The following is an 18546-nucleotide window of genomic DNA, read 5'->3' on the forward strand; positions in this document are numbered from 1 at the left end:
GTCCATGCCCGTAGAACCGACCGGCACCGCCCCTGTTCCCGACCCGCGGATGGCGCAGGCGCTGGGGCGCGACCGTCGGCGCATCGTGCTGAGCTACCTGGCGATGGCGCTGGCCTGGATGATCGCCACCGACGGCGCGGTGACCGCGCTGGTGCCCGACCCGCAGCAGGCGGCGCTCTGGCAGAGCATGAAGGGCGCGTTCTTCGCTTTGGCCAGCGCCGGCCTGCTGTACCTGCTGCTGCGGCCGCTGGCCGAGCACGTGCTGCACACCCATGCCCGCCTGCAGGCCTCCGAACTGCGCCTGCGGCAGATGTTCGAGGGCAACCCGGGCCCGATCCTGGTGTATGACCTGGACAGCCTGGCCATCCTCGATGCCAATCCGGCGGCCTGCACCACCTTCGGCTGGGACCGCGAGGCGCTTCTGGCGCAGACCATCGACGTGCTCTGGCCACCCGGCCAGGACCAGGCGTTGCAGACCAAGCTGGAGGAGATCCGCGGCGCGCCCGACCAGCTGTGCATCCTGCGCGCGCAGTTGCAGCTGCGTGATGGCAGCCTGCGGCAGATGGAACTGCGTTCGAACGCGATCGACTACGACGGCCACACTGCGCGCCTGCTGATCGCCATCGACCGCACCGCTGAAGACCTGGCCCAACTGCGGCGCGACCAGGCATTGGCCCGCGTGGAAGAAGCCCACGAGCTGGCCCGGATCGGCGCGTGGGAGCTGGACCCGTCCACCGGCCAGGGCCGTTACTCCAACCAGGTCTATCGCCTGCTGGGCCGTCGCCCGCCCGAGGCGCGACGCTGGCACCGTTTCGACGAGCTGCTGGTGGCAGCCGACCCGGCCACGGCCGCACAGACCGACCAGGTGCTGGCCGAGCTGTGCTCGGGTGAGCAGGTGCAGGTGGACGTGCTGCTGCCGGTACTGGCAATGGATGGCCGTGCGCTGATGGTGCACCTGCGTGCCGCCAGCGGCGTGGATGAAGCCGGACGTGACCGGATACTGGGCACGTTGCAGGACGTGACCGAGCGTGAGCAGTCGCGGCGCCTGTTGCGCGAACGCGAAGAGCAGTTCCGCGAGCTGGTGCGGGTGCTGCCCGATGGCGTGGTGATCCTGTCCGACGAACATGTGCTGTATGCCAATGCGTGGGCTGCCGGCCTGTTCGGCTACGGCAGCCACACGCTGCTGGGCGAGCCGCTGTCGGCCCTGGTGGCAGGCGGCGATCTGGCCCGGATGCGCGCGCAGATGCGCGCCGGGCAGCCGCAGCACAGCCCGGGCCACGGCAGCGTGGTGGCCATGCAGCGCGCCGATGGCCGCAGCTTCCAGGCTGGCATTGCGGTGGGCGACGTGCGCTACGGCGGGCGCGACTGCAAGCTGCTGATCGTGCGCGACCTGAGTGAATCCGAACAGACCCGAAGCGCGCTGGAGACCAGCAACCGCGAGCTGCAGGCGATGGCCGGCCGCCTGTTCTCGCTGCAGGAGGACGAGCGCCGGGCAATCTCGCGCGACCTGCACGATGACATCGGCCAGGCGATCACCGCGATCAAGCTGTCGGCCTATGCGGCGCAGGACGAGGACGATGCGCAGCGGCGCGGCGAGGACCTGGCACAGATCGTCAGCCTGGCCGATACCACCGTTGCCAAGCTGCGCGACATCTCCACCCTGCTGCGGCCGCCGCAGCTGGATGCGCTGGGCCTGGAAGCGGCATTGAGCTGGCAGGCACGCGTGCTGTTCCGCTCGTCCACCGTCGAGCTGCAGGCCGAGATTGAATCGCTGCCCACGCGCCCGGACAACAGCATCGAGCAGGCCTGTTTCCGCATCGCCCAGGAAAGCCTGACCAATGCGCTGCGCCACGCGCGCGCCAGCCAGGTGGTGCTGCAGCTGCGCGATGTCGACCAGCGCGGGCTGCACCTGATGATCCGTGACGATGGCGAAGGGTTCGATCCGGATGGCCCGCGCGGCCTGGGCCTGATCGTGATGCGCGAGCGCGCGCAGAGCGTGGGCGGCCATGTGCGGATCGAGTCGGCGCATGGCGCCGGTACCCTCGTCGATGTCCACCTTCCTTACCAGGCCGCTGTTACGGCGGCCGTCGAGTCAGCGGAATACTGAGCCCATGTGGAACCCCAACCTGCCCCCGGTCAGCATCGATGATGCACCTGATCGCCTCGGCGCCGGCAACCCCGAGCTGCAGGCGATGGTCGCCGAAGCCGCCTCCGGTGGTACCCCGCTGATGCTGATGCATGTGGACATCGACCACTTTGCCTCGGTCAACGAGAACATGAGCGCGGAGGTTGGTGACCAGGCCCTGGTGCTGGTGGCCCAGCGCCTGCAGTCCTACCTGCGCGGACGCGGCATGCTGTGGCGGCATGGCAGCGATGAGTTCCTGATTGCCGTGCCGCGCACCGCCGATCTGCCCCTGGCCGAGGATTTCGCCGAAGAGATCCGCCAGCAGATGGAACTGCCGCTGTCGGTACTGCCCTATACGCTGTTCATGACCGGCAAGCTGGGCGTGAGCCTGTGCCCGGAGCACGCCAGCAATGCCTCACGCCTGCTCGACCATGCCGAGGATGCGCTGTACCAGGCCGCCCGCGAAGGCGGCAATGCGGTGCGCATCCATGCGGTGGACACGCCGCCGAGCGCGCACAGCGAGAGCATCATCGCGCGGCAGATCGTCGATGCCATTCCCAATGGCGAACTGAAGCTGCGTTACCAGCCGCTGGTCAGTGCCCGCGATGGCCACGTGGTGGGCATGGAGGCGCTGCTGCGCTGGCAGTCGCCGACCCTGGGCATGCTGGTGCCGGAGCGGTTCATGCGCACCGCCGAGCGCCTGGGCATCATCGTGCAGATTGGTACGTGGGTGCTGGAGGGTGCATTGAAGCAGGCCCGGCTGTGGCGCGACCAGGGCTTTGATGACTTCACCATCGCGGTGAATGTGTCCACCCTGCAGCTGCTGCGCCCGAATTTCTTTGCCGAAGTGATGGGCGTGATCCAGGCGTCCGGCGTGCCGGCGCAGATGCTGACGCTGGAAATCAACGAAAGCGCGCTGACCAACAACGTCAACTTCGTCCACGAAACGCTGGCCAACCTGCGCAACGAAGGCATCAGCCTGAGCCTGGACAACTTCGGCACCGGCGATTCGAGCCTGAGTGCGCTGGTGCGCTACCCGGTGGACAAGCTGAAGATCGACCGCAGCTTCATCAAGAGCGCCCCGGCCGGCAACCGTGAAGCGGCGATCGCACGCGCGATCATTGCGATGGGCCATCAGCTGGGCATGACGGTGATCGCCAACGGCGTGGAATCGCAGGCACAGCTGGGCTTCCTGCGCCGCAACGACTGCGACGTGTTCCAGGGCTACCTGTTCGGCGAACCGATGTCCGCCGATGCCGCCGGCATGACCCTGCGCCGCCGCTACCTGCGTCCCGAAGCGTTCGCCGAAACCCGGCCGGACCGCACCCTGCTGCTGCTGGACGACGAGGAGAACGTGCTGCGCTCGCTGGTGCGCCTGTTCCGCCGCGATGGGTACCGCATCCTGGCGGCAGGCAACGTGCGCGATGCGTTCGATCTGCTGGCCATCAACGATGTGCAGGTGATCCTGTCCGACCAGCGCATGAGCGACATGAGCGGCACCGAGTTCCTGGGCCGGGTGAAGATGCTGTACCCGGACACGATCCGGCTGGTGCTGTCCGGCTACACCGACCTCAACACGGTGACCGATGCGATCAACCGCGGTGCGATCTACCGGTTCCTGACCAAGCCGTGGAACGACGACGAGCTGCGCAAGCACATCCACCAGGCCTTCCGCACGTACGAGGAACAGCGGCGAAGCAACGGTGGCCTGGCGGCTGTCGAGCCGGCCGACAGCGGTGAGGATCGTTCGCCGCTGCGCTGAACCCCGCACACGGGTAGTGCCGGCCGCTGGCCGGCAGATGCGGGGTTTCCAGGCTCATCGGGTTGCCGGCCAGCGGCCGGCACTACCGTGCTGCTTCAGCGCGGCTGCTTGATCGGCAGCACGAGGCGGAAGCGCGAGCCGACGCCCGGGGTGCTGTCCAGATCGATGCGGCCGTGGTGCTTGTTGATGATGCTGTAGGAGATCGACAGGCCCAGGCCGGTACCGCTGCCCACCGGTTTGGTGGTGAAGAACGGATCGAAGATGCGCTGGCGCAGTTCCGGCGAAATGCCACCGCCGGTGTCTTCGAACTCGACCCACACCGTGTCGCCGTCCACGCCGGTACGCACGGTGATCGTGCCGCGCTCGGCGATGGCGTGGCCGGCGTTGAGCAGCAGGTTCATGTAGACCTGGTTCAACTCCGAGGGCAGGCATTCCACCAGCGGCAGCTGGCCGAACTCGCGCACAAGGTGCACCTTGTACTTGAGCTCGTTCCAGATGATGTTGATGGTCGATTCAAGGCCGGAATGCAGGTCGACCAGCTTCCACGACTCGTCGCGGCCGGAATAGGAGAAGTCCTTCAGGTCGCGCACGATGCGGGTGACACGCTCGATGCCTTCGCGTGACTCGGCCATCAGCTGCGGCAGGTCGCGGCTGATGAAATCGATGTCCAGGCGGTCACGGATATCGTCGATTTCCGGAATCAGCGCCTTCGGGTCGGGCGCACGCAGGGCGCGTTCGTAGGCTTCGATCACCGTGAACAGGCTGCGCAGGTATTCCTGCAGGCTGCCCAGGTTGGAATGCACGTAGCCGATCGGGTTGTTGATCTCGTGCGCCACGCCGGCGGCAAGCTGGCCGATGGACGCCATCTTTTCCGACTGCAGCAGCTTTTCCTGGGTGCCGTTCAAGCGCAGGTAGGCCTGGCGTAGTTCGGCATGGCGCTGCTGCAGTTCGCGTTCGTAGTCTTCCTGGCCTTCGATATGGCGGAACAAGGCCAGGTAGTGCCCCGAACCGGGTTCGCCATGGAAGTACAGATGGGCGATGACCACGCCCTCGCCCAGCGGCAGGCTGCCGTTCCAGTGACCGTGCTGGCGCGCATGTTCCAGTGCATCCGGCGGCAGCAGCTGGCGCAGGCGCTGCGGCGGCGGCAAGGTGCCTTCATCGCTGCCCAGCAGGCTCTGCGCGGCCGGGTTGGCCAGGGCGACCTGCCCATCTTCGGTGAACAGCAGCAGGCCTTCGCGCAGGCGCTCAAGCAGGGCCTGCAGCACCGGTTGCGGCGGAAGGGGGGCGGTAACCAGAACGTTGGCGGCAGACACGGCGGCTCGGGGCGATCAAACAGGCGCCCAATATACGCGTTCATGCGGCGGCCTACAGCCGCCATCGGGCGGTCAGCCGACCGCCGGTCCTGTCAGGCGACGGCGAGTGGCCGCCGCGCGGTGACGGTATGCGACTGGCCCTTGGCATCGTATGCAGAGGACTCTTCGGTGCGGCCCATCTGGCGCAGTGCCCAGTTGACCTCGCGCCGGCGCCGCGACAGCAGCACCCCGTTGGCGCGGTTGCGCTCGGCCAGTTCCTGCAGCTGCTCGCCCTCGCCCACCGGTGGCGCGCCTTCCAGCGCACGCAGCGCTTCCAGCTTCGCGCCGGTGGCACGGATCAGGGCGTGCACGTCGTGCTCGACCAGGGCCTGGCGTTCAACGTCCAGGGCCTGGGCAAGGCGCTGCAGCGGCTCGCTCATCGCCGCGGTCATCCTTGCAGCTGCTGGTCCAGTTCAAGCATGCGCGAAGCGATCGCGTCCGGATTGATCTTGTAGGTGCCGTTCTGCAGCGATTCGCGCACCGCTGCAACACGCTGGGCGTCGATAGCCGGAGCGGTGCTCAGCTCACGCTCGATGGCCTGCAGGTTGGTGGCTTCGCCGGTCAGGCGCAGGCTGTCGGCCGCCTCGACTGGACGTGCCGCCGAATCGGTGCTGACGCCGGGCTTGGCGGCCGGGGTGGTCACGCTGCGCAGTGCCTGGGGGACCTGCAGGTTGCCGTCGATTTTCTGGCTCATGGGGTGTCCTGGAGTTGCCGTACACAAGGGATAACGGCCGCAGGGCCGTGATCTTTAGGGGAATTCTGCATTATTTCAACGCGCCACGATTACGTCACCGGTCGCGTCCACCGTGCCCTGCACGATACGGCGCGAGGACAGGTTTTCCACCGAGACGCGCTCGTTCTGGCCGGCATCGCCCAGTGCGCGGCCGGCGATGCGGACCTCGACCGAACCACGCCGCGATACCAGTGCCACACTGTCTCCTCGCTTGATGAGACGCTGTGCAACCAGATCGTTGCTCGACAACAGTGTTCCTGCCGGCAACGGCCGACGGGCGATGCGGCCGATCGCTGCGGCAGGATCGGCCAGCACTGCACCGGCAATCCGTGCCGCGTCACGCTGGGCAGTACTGATATCGGCGGCGGCGATGGATTCTCCAGTGCCGATGCCTCGCGTCAGCACCAGCACGGTCTGGTTGCGGCGCACCTTCACCGGCACGAACAGGCGCCAGCCACCGGCGTCGGGACAACTCACTTCCACGGTGGTGTTTGCCGTGGGCTGCACCTGCAACGCGCCGCCGCATTTTGGAAGGCGCAGCGCATCGGCAACCACGGCCTCACCTTCAGTGCCGGCGGCCAGGGTCGACAACGCGGCAGCACGGATGCTGGCCACCGGCTGCCAATCGGCTGCGGTTGCCCACGGCGCGGCCACGGCCATTGCAATGGCAAGGAAAGAAGCAATGCGGCGCATGGCGCCTCCTGTCGGTAAGACCTGGCCCAGACGCGTGCAAGCTGCGTGCCACAGGCACAGGGCGGACAGCTTCCCGGCCGCGGCGCTGCACTCGCCCTCAAGTTCCCCCCTGCCCGCGCCGATACAGCAGCCATGTCCCATGACCTGCTCAACCGGATCGACCAGCGAACCCGACTGGCCGGCCACAATCGCCTGGCGCTGCTGCTGTTCCGCCTCGGCGGACGTCAGCTTTTTGGCGTCAATGTCTTCAAGGTGCAGGAAGTGCTGCGCCGCCCGGAACTGTTCCAGGTACCCGGCCTGCCCGGCCAGTTCGCCGGCGTGGCCGACGTGCGCGGCCGTTCGGTGCCGGTGCTGGACCTGGGCCTGGCCATCGGCCACCCCGAGCGCGAGCCCGATGCGGACACCGCACCCGGTTACCTGGTGGTGACCGAGTTCAACCGCTCGATCCAGGGTTTCCTGGTCAGCGGCGTGGAGCGCATCGTCAACATCGCGGTGGAAGACATCCACCCGCCGCCGGAACTGGGCGCTGAATCGAGCTACCTGACCGCGGTGACCCGCTTCCAGGGCGAGCTGATCCAGGTGATCGACGTGGAAAGCGTGCTGGCCGACATCGCCCAGGTGCGCGGTGAGGCCGTGCTCGACCCGGCCATGGCGATGCCCGCCGACGCCCCGCAGCTGCAGGTGCTGGTGGTGGATGATTCGCGGGTGGCGCGCCAGCAGATCCGCAGCGTGCTGGACCAGCTGGGGGTGGGCGCGACCCTGCTCTCCGACGGCAAACAGGCGCTGGACCACCTGCTGCAGATCCATGCCTCGGGTGAAAACCCGGCCGAACGCTACGCCATGGTGATCTCGGACATCGAGATGCCGGCCATGGACGGCTACACGCTGACGACGGAAATCCGGCGCCATGCCGGCCTGTCCGGGCTGTACGTGCTGCTGCATACCTCGCTGTCGGGCGTATTCAACAATGCGATGGTCGAGCGCGTGGGTGCCAACGCCTTCGTCGCCAAGTATTCGCCGCACGAGCTGGCCGACTTCGTGCTGGACCGCCTGCGCAAGGTGGCGATGGCGGCGTAAGGCCGCCGCACGCGTCTCCGCCGGGCACGGCCCGGCGCTACCAGACACCTGCTCCGACCCACGGTAGCGCCGGGCCATGCCCGGCGAGCGCGATGTTGCGCACCACGGTTCTGGCACACCGCTTGCAGCTTCCCGGGCAACGTTCCCGTGGGAGTGCACCGTGCGCAACCTGATTACCGACTACCTGGGCGTCCATGCCCAGGCAATGCCGTTGCGCGAACAGCGCATGAAGCTGATCGCCAGCAACCTCGGCAATGCCGACACCCCCGGCTACAAGGCCCAGGACCTGGACTTCGATTCGGCCCTTCGCCATGCGCAGGGGCTGGATGCCAACGGCCTGATGACCACCACCAACGAGCAGCACTACGAAATCGGTAGTGGCCTCAACCCGTTCCAGGTGGCCCGCGAGGGCGTACAGCCCAGCATCGACGGCAACACCGTCGACCCCGATGCCGAACGCGCCGCCTATGGGCGCGCTGCGCTGGAATACCGCGCTTCGCTGAGCTTCGTCGAAAGCAAGGTGCGTTCCATGCTCACCGCGATCACGGGGCAATAAGCCATGAGCAACCTGCCGATCTTCGATATCGCCGGCTCCGCGCTGCAGGCGCAGTCGGTGCGCATGAGCACCATCGCCTCCAACCTGTCCAACGCTGACAGCATCGCCGGCTCGGCCGACGCGGTGTACAAGCCGCTGGAACCGATCTTCCAGGCGGTGACCAGCAAGACCGATCCGAACATCACCTCGGTGCAGGTCAAGGAGATCACCCAGAGCAACGCGGCGCCGATCAAGCGCTACGAGCCGGGCCATCCGCTGGCCGACGGCGATGGCTACATCTACCAGCCCGACGTCGATCCGGTGGCGCAGATGGTCAACCTGATCTCGACCTCGCGCAATTACCAGGCCGGCGTGGAGATGTTGACCACCGCCAAGGAACTGGCCCTGGCCACCCTGACCATGGGCCGCTGAGGCCCGCTGCACCGGACACCGCCATGACCACTGCCGTCAACAACCAGAGCAACCAGGACGTCTACGCCGCACTCGGCCTGAACGCCCCCAACAGCAACGCCACCAAGAAGAAGAACACGTTGGACCAGGCCGATTTCCTGCGCCTGATGACCGAGCAGCTGCAGCACCAGGATCCGCTGAAGCCGATGGACAACACGCAGATGGTCTCGCAGATGGCGCAGATGTCGACCGTGCAGGGCATCACCGATCTGAACAAGTCGGTGAAGGGCTTCCAGGAGTCGATGGCCAGCGACCAGGTGCTGCGTGGCGCCGCCCTGGTCGGCCACCAGGTGCTGGTGCCGTCGGAAAAGCTGGTGCTGGAGAAGGAAGGTTCGGTGGAGGGCACGGTTGCCGCGCCGGCCGCCGGCATCGTCACCGTGGACGTCACCGACGCCAACGGCGCCAAGGTCACCTCGATCAGCGTTGAAGCCAAGGCCGCCGGCGAGACCGCGTTCACCTGGGATGGCAAGGATGCCAACGGCAAGCGCATGGAGCCGGGCAAGTACAACATCGTCGCCAACCACGTCGACACCACCGGCAAGAGCACCAAGCTGTCCACCTTCGTGCAGGCACCGGTGGAAAGCGTGACCGTCGGTTCCGACGGCCTCTACCTGAACCTCAAGGGCCTGGGCACGGCCCCTCTCGACTACGTGCTCCGCGTCAGCTGAGCCGCACCTACCGCATCCAACAGGAGCATCCCATGGGCTTCAACATTTCCCTGTCCGGCATCAACGCTGCCAACTCGGACCTGAGCGTCACCGCCAACAACGTGGCCAACGTCAACACCACCGGCTTCAAGCAGTCGCGTGCGGAATTCGCCGACCTGTTCGCCGCCACCAGCTACGGCCTGTCCAAGAACGCGATCGGCTCGGGCGTGCGTGTTTCCAACGTGGCCCAGCAGTTCATCCAGGGCAACAACGAGCAGACCGGCCGCAGCCTGGACATGGCCATTTCCGGTGAGGGCTTCTTCACCATGAACATGAACGGTGCACGCGTGTACTCGCGCGCCGGCAACTTCCAGACCGACGCCGCCGGCTACGTGGTCAACCCGCAGGGCGCACGCCTGCAGGTGTTCGCACCGAACGCCGACGGCACCAACTTCGACGCCGGCCGCCTGGTCGACCTGCAGCTGCTGACCACCGACAGCCCGCCCAAGCAGACCAGCGAGGTCAAGGTCGGCTTCACCCTGCCGGGCAATGCCAAGCAGCCGACAGTGACCACCTTCGACCCCACCAATTCCAACAGCTACAGCCATTCCAGCGGCGGCATCACCGTGTATGACTCGCTGGGCGTCAGCCACACCCAAGTGTCCTACTTCGTCAAGGAAGCGGCCACCAACGCCTGGACGGTGCACAACTACGTCGATGGCCAGCCGGCCGGTACGCCCACCCCGCTGACCTTCGACAACGCCGGCAAGCTGACCGCACCGGCCAACGGCAAGATCAGCTTGGGCACCTTCACCCCGACCACCGGCGCCGGCGTGCTGAACATGACGCTGGATGTGAGCGGCTCGACCCAGTACGGCGAGAAGTTCGCCCTGCGCAACACCCAGCAGGATGGCTACGCGGCCGGCAAGCTCAACGAAATCACCGTTTCGGAAACCGGCGTGGTGTTCGCCCGCTATTCCAACGGCGACGACAAGCCGCTGGGCCAGGTTGCACTGACCAGCTTCAACAATCCGCAGGGCCTGGAACAGAAGGGCAACAACCTGTGGGTGGAGACCTTCGATTCGGGCACGCCGCGCACCGGCGCCGCCGACACCTCCAACCTCGGCAAGATCCAGGCCGGTTCGCTGGAATCCTCCACCGTCGACCTGACCGAACAGCTGGTCAACATGATCACCGCGCAGCGCAACTTCCAGGCCAACGCGCAGATGATCACGACCCAGGACCAGATCACCCAGACCGTCATCAACATCCGTTGATGACCTGCTGACCCTGTCACGGAACTCCCCGCATGGATAAAGCCCTTTACGTGGCGATGACCGGTGCCCGCGCCTCCCTGCAGGCGCAGGGAACGCTCAGCCACAACCTCGCCAACTCGGACACCCCCGGCTTCAAGGAAGCGCTGGCCAACACCGAAGCCTTCCCGATCCGTGGCCCGGGCTTTGCCTCGCGGGTGGATGCACTGCATGTCGATGCGGGTTTCAACCGCACGGCCGGCGCGCAGCACATCACCGGCAAGCCGCTGGACCTGTCGTTGCAGACCGGCACCTGGCTTGCCGTGCAGTCCACCGATGGCAGCGAGGCCTACACCCGTGGCGCCGCACTATCGGTGACCCCGAACGGCCAGCTGGTGACCTCCAGCGGCCGTCCGGTGCTGGACGACAACAACAACCCGATCGCGATTCCGCCCTACCAGGCGATGGAGATCGGCAACGACGGCACGATCTCGATCATCCCGCAGGGCGAAGGCCCGCAGACGATGGCGATGATCGGCCGGATCAAGGTGGTGCAGGCGCCGGATGATCGCCTCGAACGCGGCCTGGATGGCCTGTTCCGCAATACCGATCCGCTGCAGCCGTTCGCCCAGGCGCAGGGCACGGCGGTGCACAGTGGCCAGCTGGAAGGCAGCAACGTCGATGCCGCCGGCGCGCTGGTGCAGATGATCCAGCTGCAGCGCCAGTACGAAATGCAGGTGCAGGTGATCAAGCACGGCGATGACAACGCGCGCAGCGCCAACAGCCTGTTGCGCCTGGGCAGCTGACGGAATTCCGGCACCGGCCCGCGCCGGTGCTGGCACGCCGCTTGCACCCCCTACCCCATGGGCCGCACCGCGCGGCCGGCTTCACCCAGACAGGACTCCGAAGATGAACCAGGCATTGTGGATCGCGAAAACCGGACTGGATGCGCAGCAGATGCGCATGTCGGTGGTTTCCAACAACCTCGCCAACACCAACACCACCGGCTTCAAGCAGGACCGCGCCAGCTTCGAGGACCTGTTGTACCAGCAGGTGCGCCAGCCCGGCGGTTCCTCTTCGGCACAGACCCAGCTGCCCACCGGCCTGCAGATCGGCACCGGCGTGCGCGTGGTGGCCACCGCCAAGAACTTCGAGCAGGGCAGCCAGCAGCAGACCGGCCGCGCGCTTGACGTGATGGTCAACGGCCGCGGCTTCTTCGAAGTGCAGATGCCCGACGGCAGCTCGGCCTACACCCGCGACGGCTCGTTCAAGATCAACCAGGACAGCGAGCTGGTCACCAACAGCGGCTACCCGGTGCAGCCGGGCATCCAGATTCCCGAAGGCGCGCAGTCGGTGACCATCGGTACCGACGGCACCATCAGCGTGAAGATGGCCGACGGCGCGGCATCGGTGGAAGTCGGTGCATTGACCCTTACCGACTTCGTCAATCCGGCGGGCCTGCAGGCACGTGGTGAAAACCTGTTCCTGGAAACCACCGCCTCCGGCCCGGCGCAGAACGGCAATCCCGGCCTGAACGGCCTGGGCACCGTGGTGCAGGGTGCGCTGGAAGGCAGCAACGTCAACGTGGTGGAAGAGCTGGTGTCGATGATCGAAACCCAGCGCGCCTACGAAATGAACGCCAAGGCGATCTCGACCACCGACTCGATGCTCGGCTACCTCAGCAACAAGCTCTGACCGCCCTCACCGGGAAACTGCCATGTCGCCCCTTTCTTCCTTCGCCCGTACTGCCCTCGCCTGCGCCGTGGCTGCCCTGCTCGGCGGCTGCGTGATCGCTGGCGACGTGCGCCCCTATCCGACGATGGCGCCGTTGCAGCCGATCATGCCGCCGCAGGCCGAACCGACCGCCGGCGCGATCTACGCCGCCGGCCCGACCCTGCAGCTGTATTCGGACCGCCGTGCGCGCGATGTCGGCGACCTGCTGACCATCACCCTGCTGGAAAACACCACCGCGCAGACCAGCGCCAACACCGCCACCAACAAGGAATCGAACCTGAGCCTCGGCACGCCGTCGATTCTCGGCGCACCGGTCACCCTGGGCGGCAAGGACATCCTGAGTGCAACGGCCAAGGGCGCACGCGATTTCACCGGCAAGGGCAACAGCGCGCAGAGCAACCGCCTGCAGGGCAACGTGACCGTGACGGTGGTGCAGCGCCTGCCCAACGGCAACCTGGTGGTGCAGGGGCAGAAGAACCTGCGCCTGAACCAGGGTGATGAGCTGGTGCAGGTACAGGGCATCGTGCGCCCCGGCGACATCAGCGCGGACAACACCGTGCCTTCCAGCCGCGTGGCTGAAGCGCGCATCGTCTATGGCGGCCGCGGCCCTGTCGCGCAGTCCAACGCGATGGGTTGGCTGAGCCGCTTTTTCAACTCCGGCCTGACGCCGTTCTGAGTATGGCCATGAAACTCTCCTTCTCTTCTTCCTGGCAGCGACGCGCAGCGTCGCTCTACTGTGCCGTGTTCATGGTCTTTGCGGTGGCTGCACCCGCCAGCGCCGAGCGCATCAAGGACCTGGCCCAGGTGGGTGGCGTGCGCGGCAATGCACTGGTGGGTTACGGCCTGGTGGTCGGCCTGGATGGCAGCGGCGACCGCACCAGCCAGGCGCCCTTCACGGTGCAGAGCCTGAAGAACCTGCTGGGCGAGCTGGGCGTCAACGTACCGGCCAACGTCAACCCGCAGCTGAAGAACGTGGCGGCAGTGGCAATCCACGCCGAGCTGCCGCCGTTCGCCAAGCCCGGCCAGCCGATCGACATCACCGTGTCCTCGATCGGCAACGCCGTGTCGCTGCGCGGTGGCTCGCTGCTGATGGCGCCTTTGCGCGGTGCCGACGGCCAGGTCTACGCGATTGCCCAGGGCAACCTGATCGTGGGCGGCTTCGGTGCACAGGGCAAGGACGGTTCGCGCGTCTCGGTGAACGTGCCCAGCGTCGGCCGCATCCCCAACGGTGCGACCGTTGAACGCGCCCTGCCCGATGTGTTCGGTGCCAGCGGCGAGATCACCCTGAACCTGCACAACAGCGACTTCACCACCATCTCGCGGATGGTGGGTGCGCTCAACAATGCCTTCGGCGAGGGTTCGGCGCGTGCCGTGGACGGCGGCACCGTTGCCGTGCGTGCGCCCACCGACGCCGGTGCGCGCATCGGCCTGCTGGCCCGTATCGAAAACCTGGAACTGACCCCGGGCGCTGCGCCGGCCAAGGTGGTGGTCAACTCGCGTACCGGCACCGTGGTCATCGGCCAGCAGGTGCGTGTCGGCCCGGCCGCGATCTCGCATGGCTCGTTGACGGTGACCATCCAGGAAAACACCAACGTCAGCCAGCCCAACGCCTTTGCCGGTGGCCAGACCGTGGCCACGCCGCAGTCGACCATCACCGCCACCAACGATGGCAGCCGCATGTTCAAGTTCAACGGCGGCACCACCCTGGACGAGATCGTGCATGCGGTGAACGCCGTTGGCGCGGCACCGGGTGACCTGATCGCGATCCTGGAAGCACTGAAGCAGGCCGGCGCCCTGAGCGCCGAGCTCGAGGTGATCTGACATGCGCATCACTCCCGCATTCGAACTCAGCCCGGCCCAGCAGAACGACCCGGCCAAGATCGACAAGGTCGCGCGCCAGCTTGAAGGCCAGTTCGCGCAGATGCTGGTCAAGAGCATGCGTGACGCCAGCTTCGGCGATTCGCTGTTCCCGGGTGAAAACAAGATGTTCCGGGAGATGTACGACCAGAAGATCGCCGAGGCGATGACCCGCGGCAAGGGCCTGGGCCTGTCGAGCATGATCACCCGGCAGTTGTCCGGCGCGCAGGCCGATGGCCCGGCGCTGGATACCCGGGTGGACCCGGCCAAGGCCAGCCGCGCCTACCAGCTCAATGCGCCCGCGGCGCCGTCGCTGCCGCTGCAGGACGCCGGCCAGGCCGTGCGCATGCTGCAGCAGATGGCGGCCGGTGTGCAGGATGGTGCGCAGTCCTCCGTCGCCCCTATGGAGCAGGCGCTGGACCTGATTGCGGGCCGGGAAAGCAGCGGCATGCACCGTTCGCTGGGTACCGACGATCCCTATGCCGGTGCCATCGGTGGCGCCGATTGGGCCGCTGCCAGCGACCAGTGGGCGCCGACCGCCAGCAACCGCGGCAGCAGCGGCACCCCGGCCGATGCACTGGCCACGCGCACCGCCGTCGCCCAGCTGGGCGCACACACCCCGGAAGGCTTCGTCGCCAGCATCTGGCAGCACGCACAGAGCGCGGCCAAGGAACTGGGCGTGGACGCCCGCGCCCTGGTTGCCCAAGCAGCGCTGGAAACCGGCTGGGGCAAGCGCCAGATCAAGCATGCCGATGGCAGCACCTCGCACAACCTGTTCGGCATCAAGGCCACCGGCTGGAAGGGCCAGAGCGCTACCGCCGGCACCCATGAGTATGTCGATGGCGTGCGCCGCAACGAGACCGCCAGCTTCCGCGCCTACACCTCGCCTGCAGAGAGCTTTGCCGACTACGTGCGCCTGCTGAAGACCAGCCCGCGCTACCAGCAGGCGCTGCAGGCCGGCACCGATGTGCAGGGCTTCGCGCGCGGCCTGCAACGCGCCGGCTACGCCACCGACCCGCGCTACGCGGCCAAGATCGCCGCGATCGCCGGCGGCCCGACCATCGAGCGCGCCGTGGCCGCCGTGGCCGACGCCGGCTCACGCATCGGCCAGACCTTCGCCAGCACCGCAACCGCGGCGCTGGGTATCACCCGTCGTTGAGGAACCCCATGTCCAGCGTACTTTCCACCGGTACCAGTGCCCTGCTCGCCTTCCAGCGTGCGTTGGCCACCACCAGCCACAACGTGGCCAACCTCAACACTCCCGGCTACAGCCGGCAGAAGGTCGACTTCGCCACCGCCACCCCGCAGAACTACGGCTATGGTGACGTTGGCAACGGCACCCGCATCGTCGACATCCGCCGCGCCGCCGACCAGCTGGCGATCTCGCGCCTGCTCGACAGCGGTGGCGAACTGGCACGCCTGAAGCAGCTCTCGGGCATGGCCGACCGGGTCAATGCCCTGTTCTCCGACGCGGCCACCAACGTGGCCGGGGTCTGGTCGAACTTCTTCGATACCGTCAGCGGCCTGTCCTCCAACGCAGCGGGCACGGCCGACCGGCAGAACATGCTCGATGGCGCCAAGGCCCTGGCCAACCGCTTCAGCCAGCTCAACACCCACCTGAACAACCTCAATGGCGAGGTCAACAATGGATTGATGGCCGGTGCCACCGAAGTCAACCGGCTGGCGTCGGAGATCGCGCAGATCAATGGTGCCATCGGCACCAACATCGCCAACGCCGCACCCGACCTGCTGGACCGCCGCGACCAGCTGATCTCGCAGCTGGTGGGCTACACCGGCGGCACCGCGGTGATCCAGGACGGCGGCATCATGAACGTCTACACCGCCGGCGGCCAAGCGCTGGTGGTGGGCACCACCGCATCGAAGGTCACCACGGTGGCCGACCCGTACCAGCCCGAGCGCCTGCAGCTGGCGCTGCAGACCCAGGGCGGCACCATCACCCTGGACCCGAAGGCCGTGGGCGGCCAGATCGGCGGCCTGCTCGAGTTCCGCGACACCGTGCTGACTCCGGCCCAGGCCGAACTGGGCAAGCTGGCTGTGGGCCTGGCCGAGACGTTCAACAGCACCCATCGCCAGGGCGTGGATCTGTACGGACAGATGGGCGGCGACTTCTTCAACATCGGCACGCCGCGTGTCACCGGCAATGCCGGCAACACCGGCACCGGCGCGATCACCGCCAGCTACGGCGACCTCGGCAAGCTGGAAGCGCAGAACATCGTGCTCAAGTTCGATGGCAGCAACTGGGCCGCCAGCCGCGCCGACACCGGCGCCAGCGTGCCGCTGACCGGCACCGGTACCGCTGCCGACCCGTTGATCATCAACGGCGTGAAGCTGGTGGTGGGCGGCACCCCGGCGGCCAACGACCGCTTCCTGCTGCAGCCGACGGCTGGCGTGGCCGGCAGCCTGGAGATGGCGATCACCGATCCGTCGCGCATTGCCGCGGCCGCCGCCATCAAGGGCGCTGCCGCACTGGCCAACACCGGCACCGGCAAGCTGAGCGGCGTGACCGTGACCGATGCGGCCAACGCCAACCTGCGCAATCCTGCTGCGATCGTGTTCACCTCGGCCACCACCTACACCATCGATGGCGGCCCACCGCAGACCTATACGCCCGGGCAGACCATCAGCGCCAACGGCTGGAGCTTCGTGCTCGATGGCGTGCCGAAGAATGGCGACACCTTCAACATCACCCCGACCCCGGCCGGCTCGTCGGACAACAGCAATGCCACCAAGCTGTCCAAGGTGGAATCGGCCAAGGCGTTCAACGCCGGCACGGTGACGCTGGGCGGCGCATTGGGCGGGCTGACCACCCAGGTCGGTGCAGCAGCGCGTTCGGCGGAGTATTCGCTGGGGGCGCAGCAGGTGATCGCCGACCAGGCACAGGCAGCGCGTGACGAAGTGTCCGGCGTCAACCTCGATGAGGAAGCGGCCGACATGCTGCGCCTGCAACAGGCCTACCAGGCCGCCTCGCAGCTGATCTCCACCGCCGATTCCATGTTCCAGACCATCCTGGGAGCCGTGCGCCGATGAGCAACCGCATCTCCACCGGAATGATGTACAGCCAGTCGGTAGCGCTGATGATGGCCAAGCAGGCCAAACTCAGCCACCTGGAACAGCAGATCGCCACGGGCAGCAAGATCGTCAGCGCCAAGGACGATCCGGTCGCCGCAGGCGCTGCGGTGGGCCTGGACCGCAGCCTGGCCGCACTGGAACGCATGAAGCTCAATGGCAACAACGTGCAGAACCGTCTGGGCGTGCAGGAAAACACCCTGGCCCAGGTCAACGACCTGATGGCGCGCGTCAACGATCTGACCATCCAGGCCAGCAATCCCGCCTTGAGTGCGCCCGACAAGAAGACCCTGATCACCGAGTTGAACCAGATCCGCGAGGGCCTGCTGTCGCTGGCCAACAGCAGCGACGGCACCGGCCGCTACGTGTTCGGCGGCACCAACGACAGCGATCCGCCGTTCGCCAAGATTGACGGCAAGGTTGTCTATCGCGGCGACCAGACCCAGCGCCAGGTGGAAGTCGGCCCGGATACCTACGTGCGCGACGCCCTGCCCGGCAGCGAGATCTTCCTGCGCATCCCCACCGGCGATGGCTTCGTCGATGGCGGCGCAGCGGCAGGCAACGCCGGCAACGGCGTGCTGACCAACATCACCCGTGATGGCAGCGACAGCTGGAACGGGCAATCGTTCAGCGTGCGCTTCACCGCGGCCGACCAGTACGAAGTGCTCGACGGTGCCGGCAACGTGACCGGCACCGGCACCTACAAGGCCGGCAGCGAACTGGAGATCAATGGCGTTCGCCTGCAGATCGCTGGCGCGCCAGCAACAGGTGACAGCTTCAACGTGCAGGCCGCCAGCAGCCGCGACATCTTCGGCACCATGGACAAGCTGATCGCCGCACTGGATGCCGATACCGGTACCCCGGCGAAGATGGCCGCGCAGCAGAACGAACTGCAGAGCGCATTGCGTGATGTCGGCCGCGCGGCGGAACGGATGATCGATTCGCGCGCTGCCGGTGGCGCGCAGCTGAAGGCGCTGGACAACGCGGCGGAGATGCGTGAGGCCAATGGCGTGACGCTGAAGACCACGCTGTCGGAGATGCGCGACCTGGACTACGCCGATGCGTTGAGCCAGTACCAGCTGGAAAGCACCGCGCTGCAGGCGGCACAGACGCTGTTCTCGCAGATGCAGTCGATGTCGCTGTTCAACAAGATCCGCTGATTCCACGCGCCAGCGCTGGAGCCCAAGGCCGCGATGCCCTGCATCGCGGCCTTTTTCGTT

The 18546-nt window shown here is 67.0% G+C and carries 18 protein-coding genes; 14 read left to right on the forward strand and 4 right to left on the reverse strand.

What is annotated here, in order from left to right; genetic code table 11:
• The first annotated feature begins 4 nt into the window (after positions 1–4).
• Together BW38_RS18860 and BW38_RS18855 are read left to right on the forward strand one after the other, a co-directional pair.
• Entirely contained in the window at positions 5–2107 is a 2103-nt protein-coding gene (locus tag BW38_RS18860) for a PAS domain-containing sensor histidine kinase (protein WP_032974825.1), read from the forward strand.
• A gap of 4 nt (positions 2108–2111) precedes the next feature.
• Positions 2112–3887, forward strand: coding sequence for an EAL domain-containing protein (locus BW38_RS18855; RefSeq protein WP_032974826.1), 1776 nt, complete (start codon positions 2112–2114; stop codon positions 3885–3887).
• Positions 3888–3982: 95 nt separating this feature from the next.
• Here BW38_RS18855 and BW38_RS18850 read toward each other — a convergent pair whose 3' ends face one another.
• From BW38_RS18850 to flgA, 4 genes are all read right to left on the reverse strand, one after another.
• Entirely contained in the window at positions 3983–5200 is a 1218-nt protein-coding gene (locus tag BW38_RS18850) for an ATP-binding protein (protein ID WP_025879115.1), read from the reverse strand.
• A gap of 92 nt (positions 5201–5292) precedes the next feature.
• Complete coding sequence (locus tag BW38_RS18845; RefSeq protein WP_025879114.1) at positions 5293–5631, reverse strand: flagella protein; 339 nt, start codon at positions 5629–5631, stop codon at positions 5293–5295.
• Positions 5628–5933, reverse strand: a complete 306-nt coding sequence (gene flgM / locus BW38_RS18840) for a flagellar biosynthesis anti-sigma factor FlgM (protein ID WP_025879113.1) — start codon at positions 5931–5933, stop codon at positions 5628–5630. The genes BW38_RS18845 and flgM overlap by 4 nt, the downstream gene beginning before the upstream one ends.
• Before the next feature lie 75 nt (positions 5934–6008).
• Positions 6009–6665: a flagellar basal body P-ring formation chaperone FlgA gene (flgA, locus tag BW38_RS18835; RefSeq protein WP_025879112.1), complete on the reverse strand. Its 657-nt coding sequence runs from the start codon at positions 6663–6665 to the stop codon at positions 6009–6011.
• 132 nt (positions 6666–6797) lie between these two features.
• Between flgA and BW38_RS18830 the strand changes: the two genes are divergently transcribed.
• The 12 genes from BW38_RS18830 to flgL all read left to right on the forward strand — a co-directional run bounded on the left by BW38_RS18830 (position 6798) and on the right by flgL (position 18486).
• Complete coding sequence (locus BW38_RS18830) at positions 6798–7742, forward strand: chemotaxis protein (RefSeq protein ID WP_025879111.1); 945 nt, start codon at positions 6798–6800, stop codon at positions 7740–7742.
• A 160-nt stretch (positions 7743–7902) separates the two neighbouring features.
• The gene (gene flgB / locus BW38_RS18825) at positions 7903–8298 is read left to right on the forward strand and encodes a flagellar basal body rod protein FlgB (protein ID WP_025879110.1); all 396 of its coding nucleotides are present in this window, start codon (positions 7903–7905) and stop codon (positions 8296–8298) included.
• A 3-nt stretch (positions 8299–8301) separates the two neighbouring features.
• The gene (gene flgC, locus BW38_RS18820) at positions 8302–8709 is read left to right on the forward strand and encodes a flagellar basal body rod protein FlgC (protein ID WP_025879109.1); all 408 of its coding nucleotides are present in this window, start codon (positions 8302–8304) and stop codon (positions 8707–8709) included.
• 23 nt (positions 8710–8732) lie between these two features.
• Positions 8733–9416 carry a flagellar hook capping FlgD N-terminal domain-containing protein gene (locus BW38_RS18815; protein WP_025879108.1) on the forward strand — a complete coding sequence of 228 codons (684 nt, stop codon included), beginning with the start codon at positions 8733–8735 and terminating at the stop codon, positions 9414–9416.
• A 32-nt stretch (positions 9417–9448) separates the two neighbouring features.
• Positions 9449–10672 (forward strand): flagellar hook protein FlgE, encoded by a 1224-nt coding sequence (gene flgE, locus BW38_RS18810; RefSeq protein ID WP_032974827.1) that lies wholly within the window; start codon positions 9449–9451, stop codon positions 10670–10672.
• Between the two features lie 32 nt (positions 10673–10704).
• Positions 10705–11454 carry a flagellar basal body rod protein FlgF gene (locus tag BW38_RS18805; RefSeq protein WP_025879106.1) on the forward strand — a complete coding sequence of 250 codons (750 nt, stop codon included), beginning with the start codon at positions 10705–10707 and terminating at the stop codon, positions 11452–11454.
• 103 nt (positions 11455–11557) lie between these two features.
• Positions 11558–12343, forward strand: coding sequence for a flagellar basal-body rod protein FlgG (flgG, locus tag BW38_RS18800; RefSeq protein ID WP_025879105.1), 786 nt, complete (start codon positions 11558–11560; stop codon positions 12341–12343).
• Positions 12344–12365: 22 nt separating this feature from the next.
• Positions 12366–13058, forward strand: coding sequence for a flagellar basal body L-ring protein FlgH (flgH, locus tag BW38_RS18795; protein ID WP_025879104.1), 693 nt, complete (start codon positions 12366–12368; stop codon positions 13056–13058).
• A gap of 8 nt (positions 13059–13066) precedes the next feature.
• Positions 13067–14203, forward strand: a complete 1137-nt coding sequence (locus BW38_RS18790) for a flagellar basal body P-ring protein FlgI (RefSeq protein WP_032952134.1) — start codon at positions 13067–13069, stop codon at positions 14201–14203.
• 1 nt (position 14204) lies between these two features.
• Positions 14205–15398: a flagellar assembly peptidoglycan hydrolase FlgJ gene (flgJ, locus tag BW38_RS18785; RefSeq protein ID WP_025879102.1), complete on the forward strand. Its 1194-nt coding sequence runs from the start codon at positions 14205–14207 to the stop codon at positions 15396–15398.
• Positions 15399–15406: 8 nt separating this feature from the next.
• Entirely contained in the window at positions 15407–17287 is a 1881-nt protein-coding gene (gene flgK / locus BW38_RS18780; RefSeq protein WP_032974829.1) for a flagellar hook-associated protein FlgK, read from the forward strand.
• Complete coding sequence (gene flgL, locus BW38_RS18775) at positions 17284–18486, forward strand: flagellar hook-associated protein FlgL (RefSeq protein ID WP_032974831.1); 1203 nt, start codon at positions 17284–17286, stop codon at positions 18484–18486. The genes flgK and flgL overlap by 4 nt, the downstream gene beginning before the upstream one ends.
• The last annotated feature ends 60 nt before the right edge of the window (positions 18487–18546 follow it).

The sequence above is a fragment of the Stenotrophomonas sp. RIT309 genome, assembly GCF_000632045.1.
GTDB lineage: Bacteria > Pseudomonadota > Gammaproteobacteria > Xanthomonadales > Xanthomonadaceae > Stenotrophomonas > Stenotrophomonas indicatrix.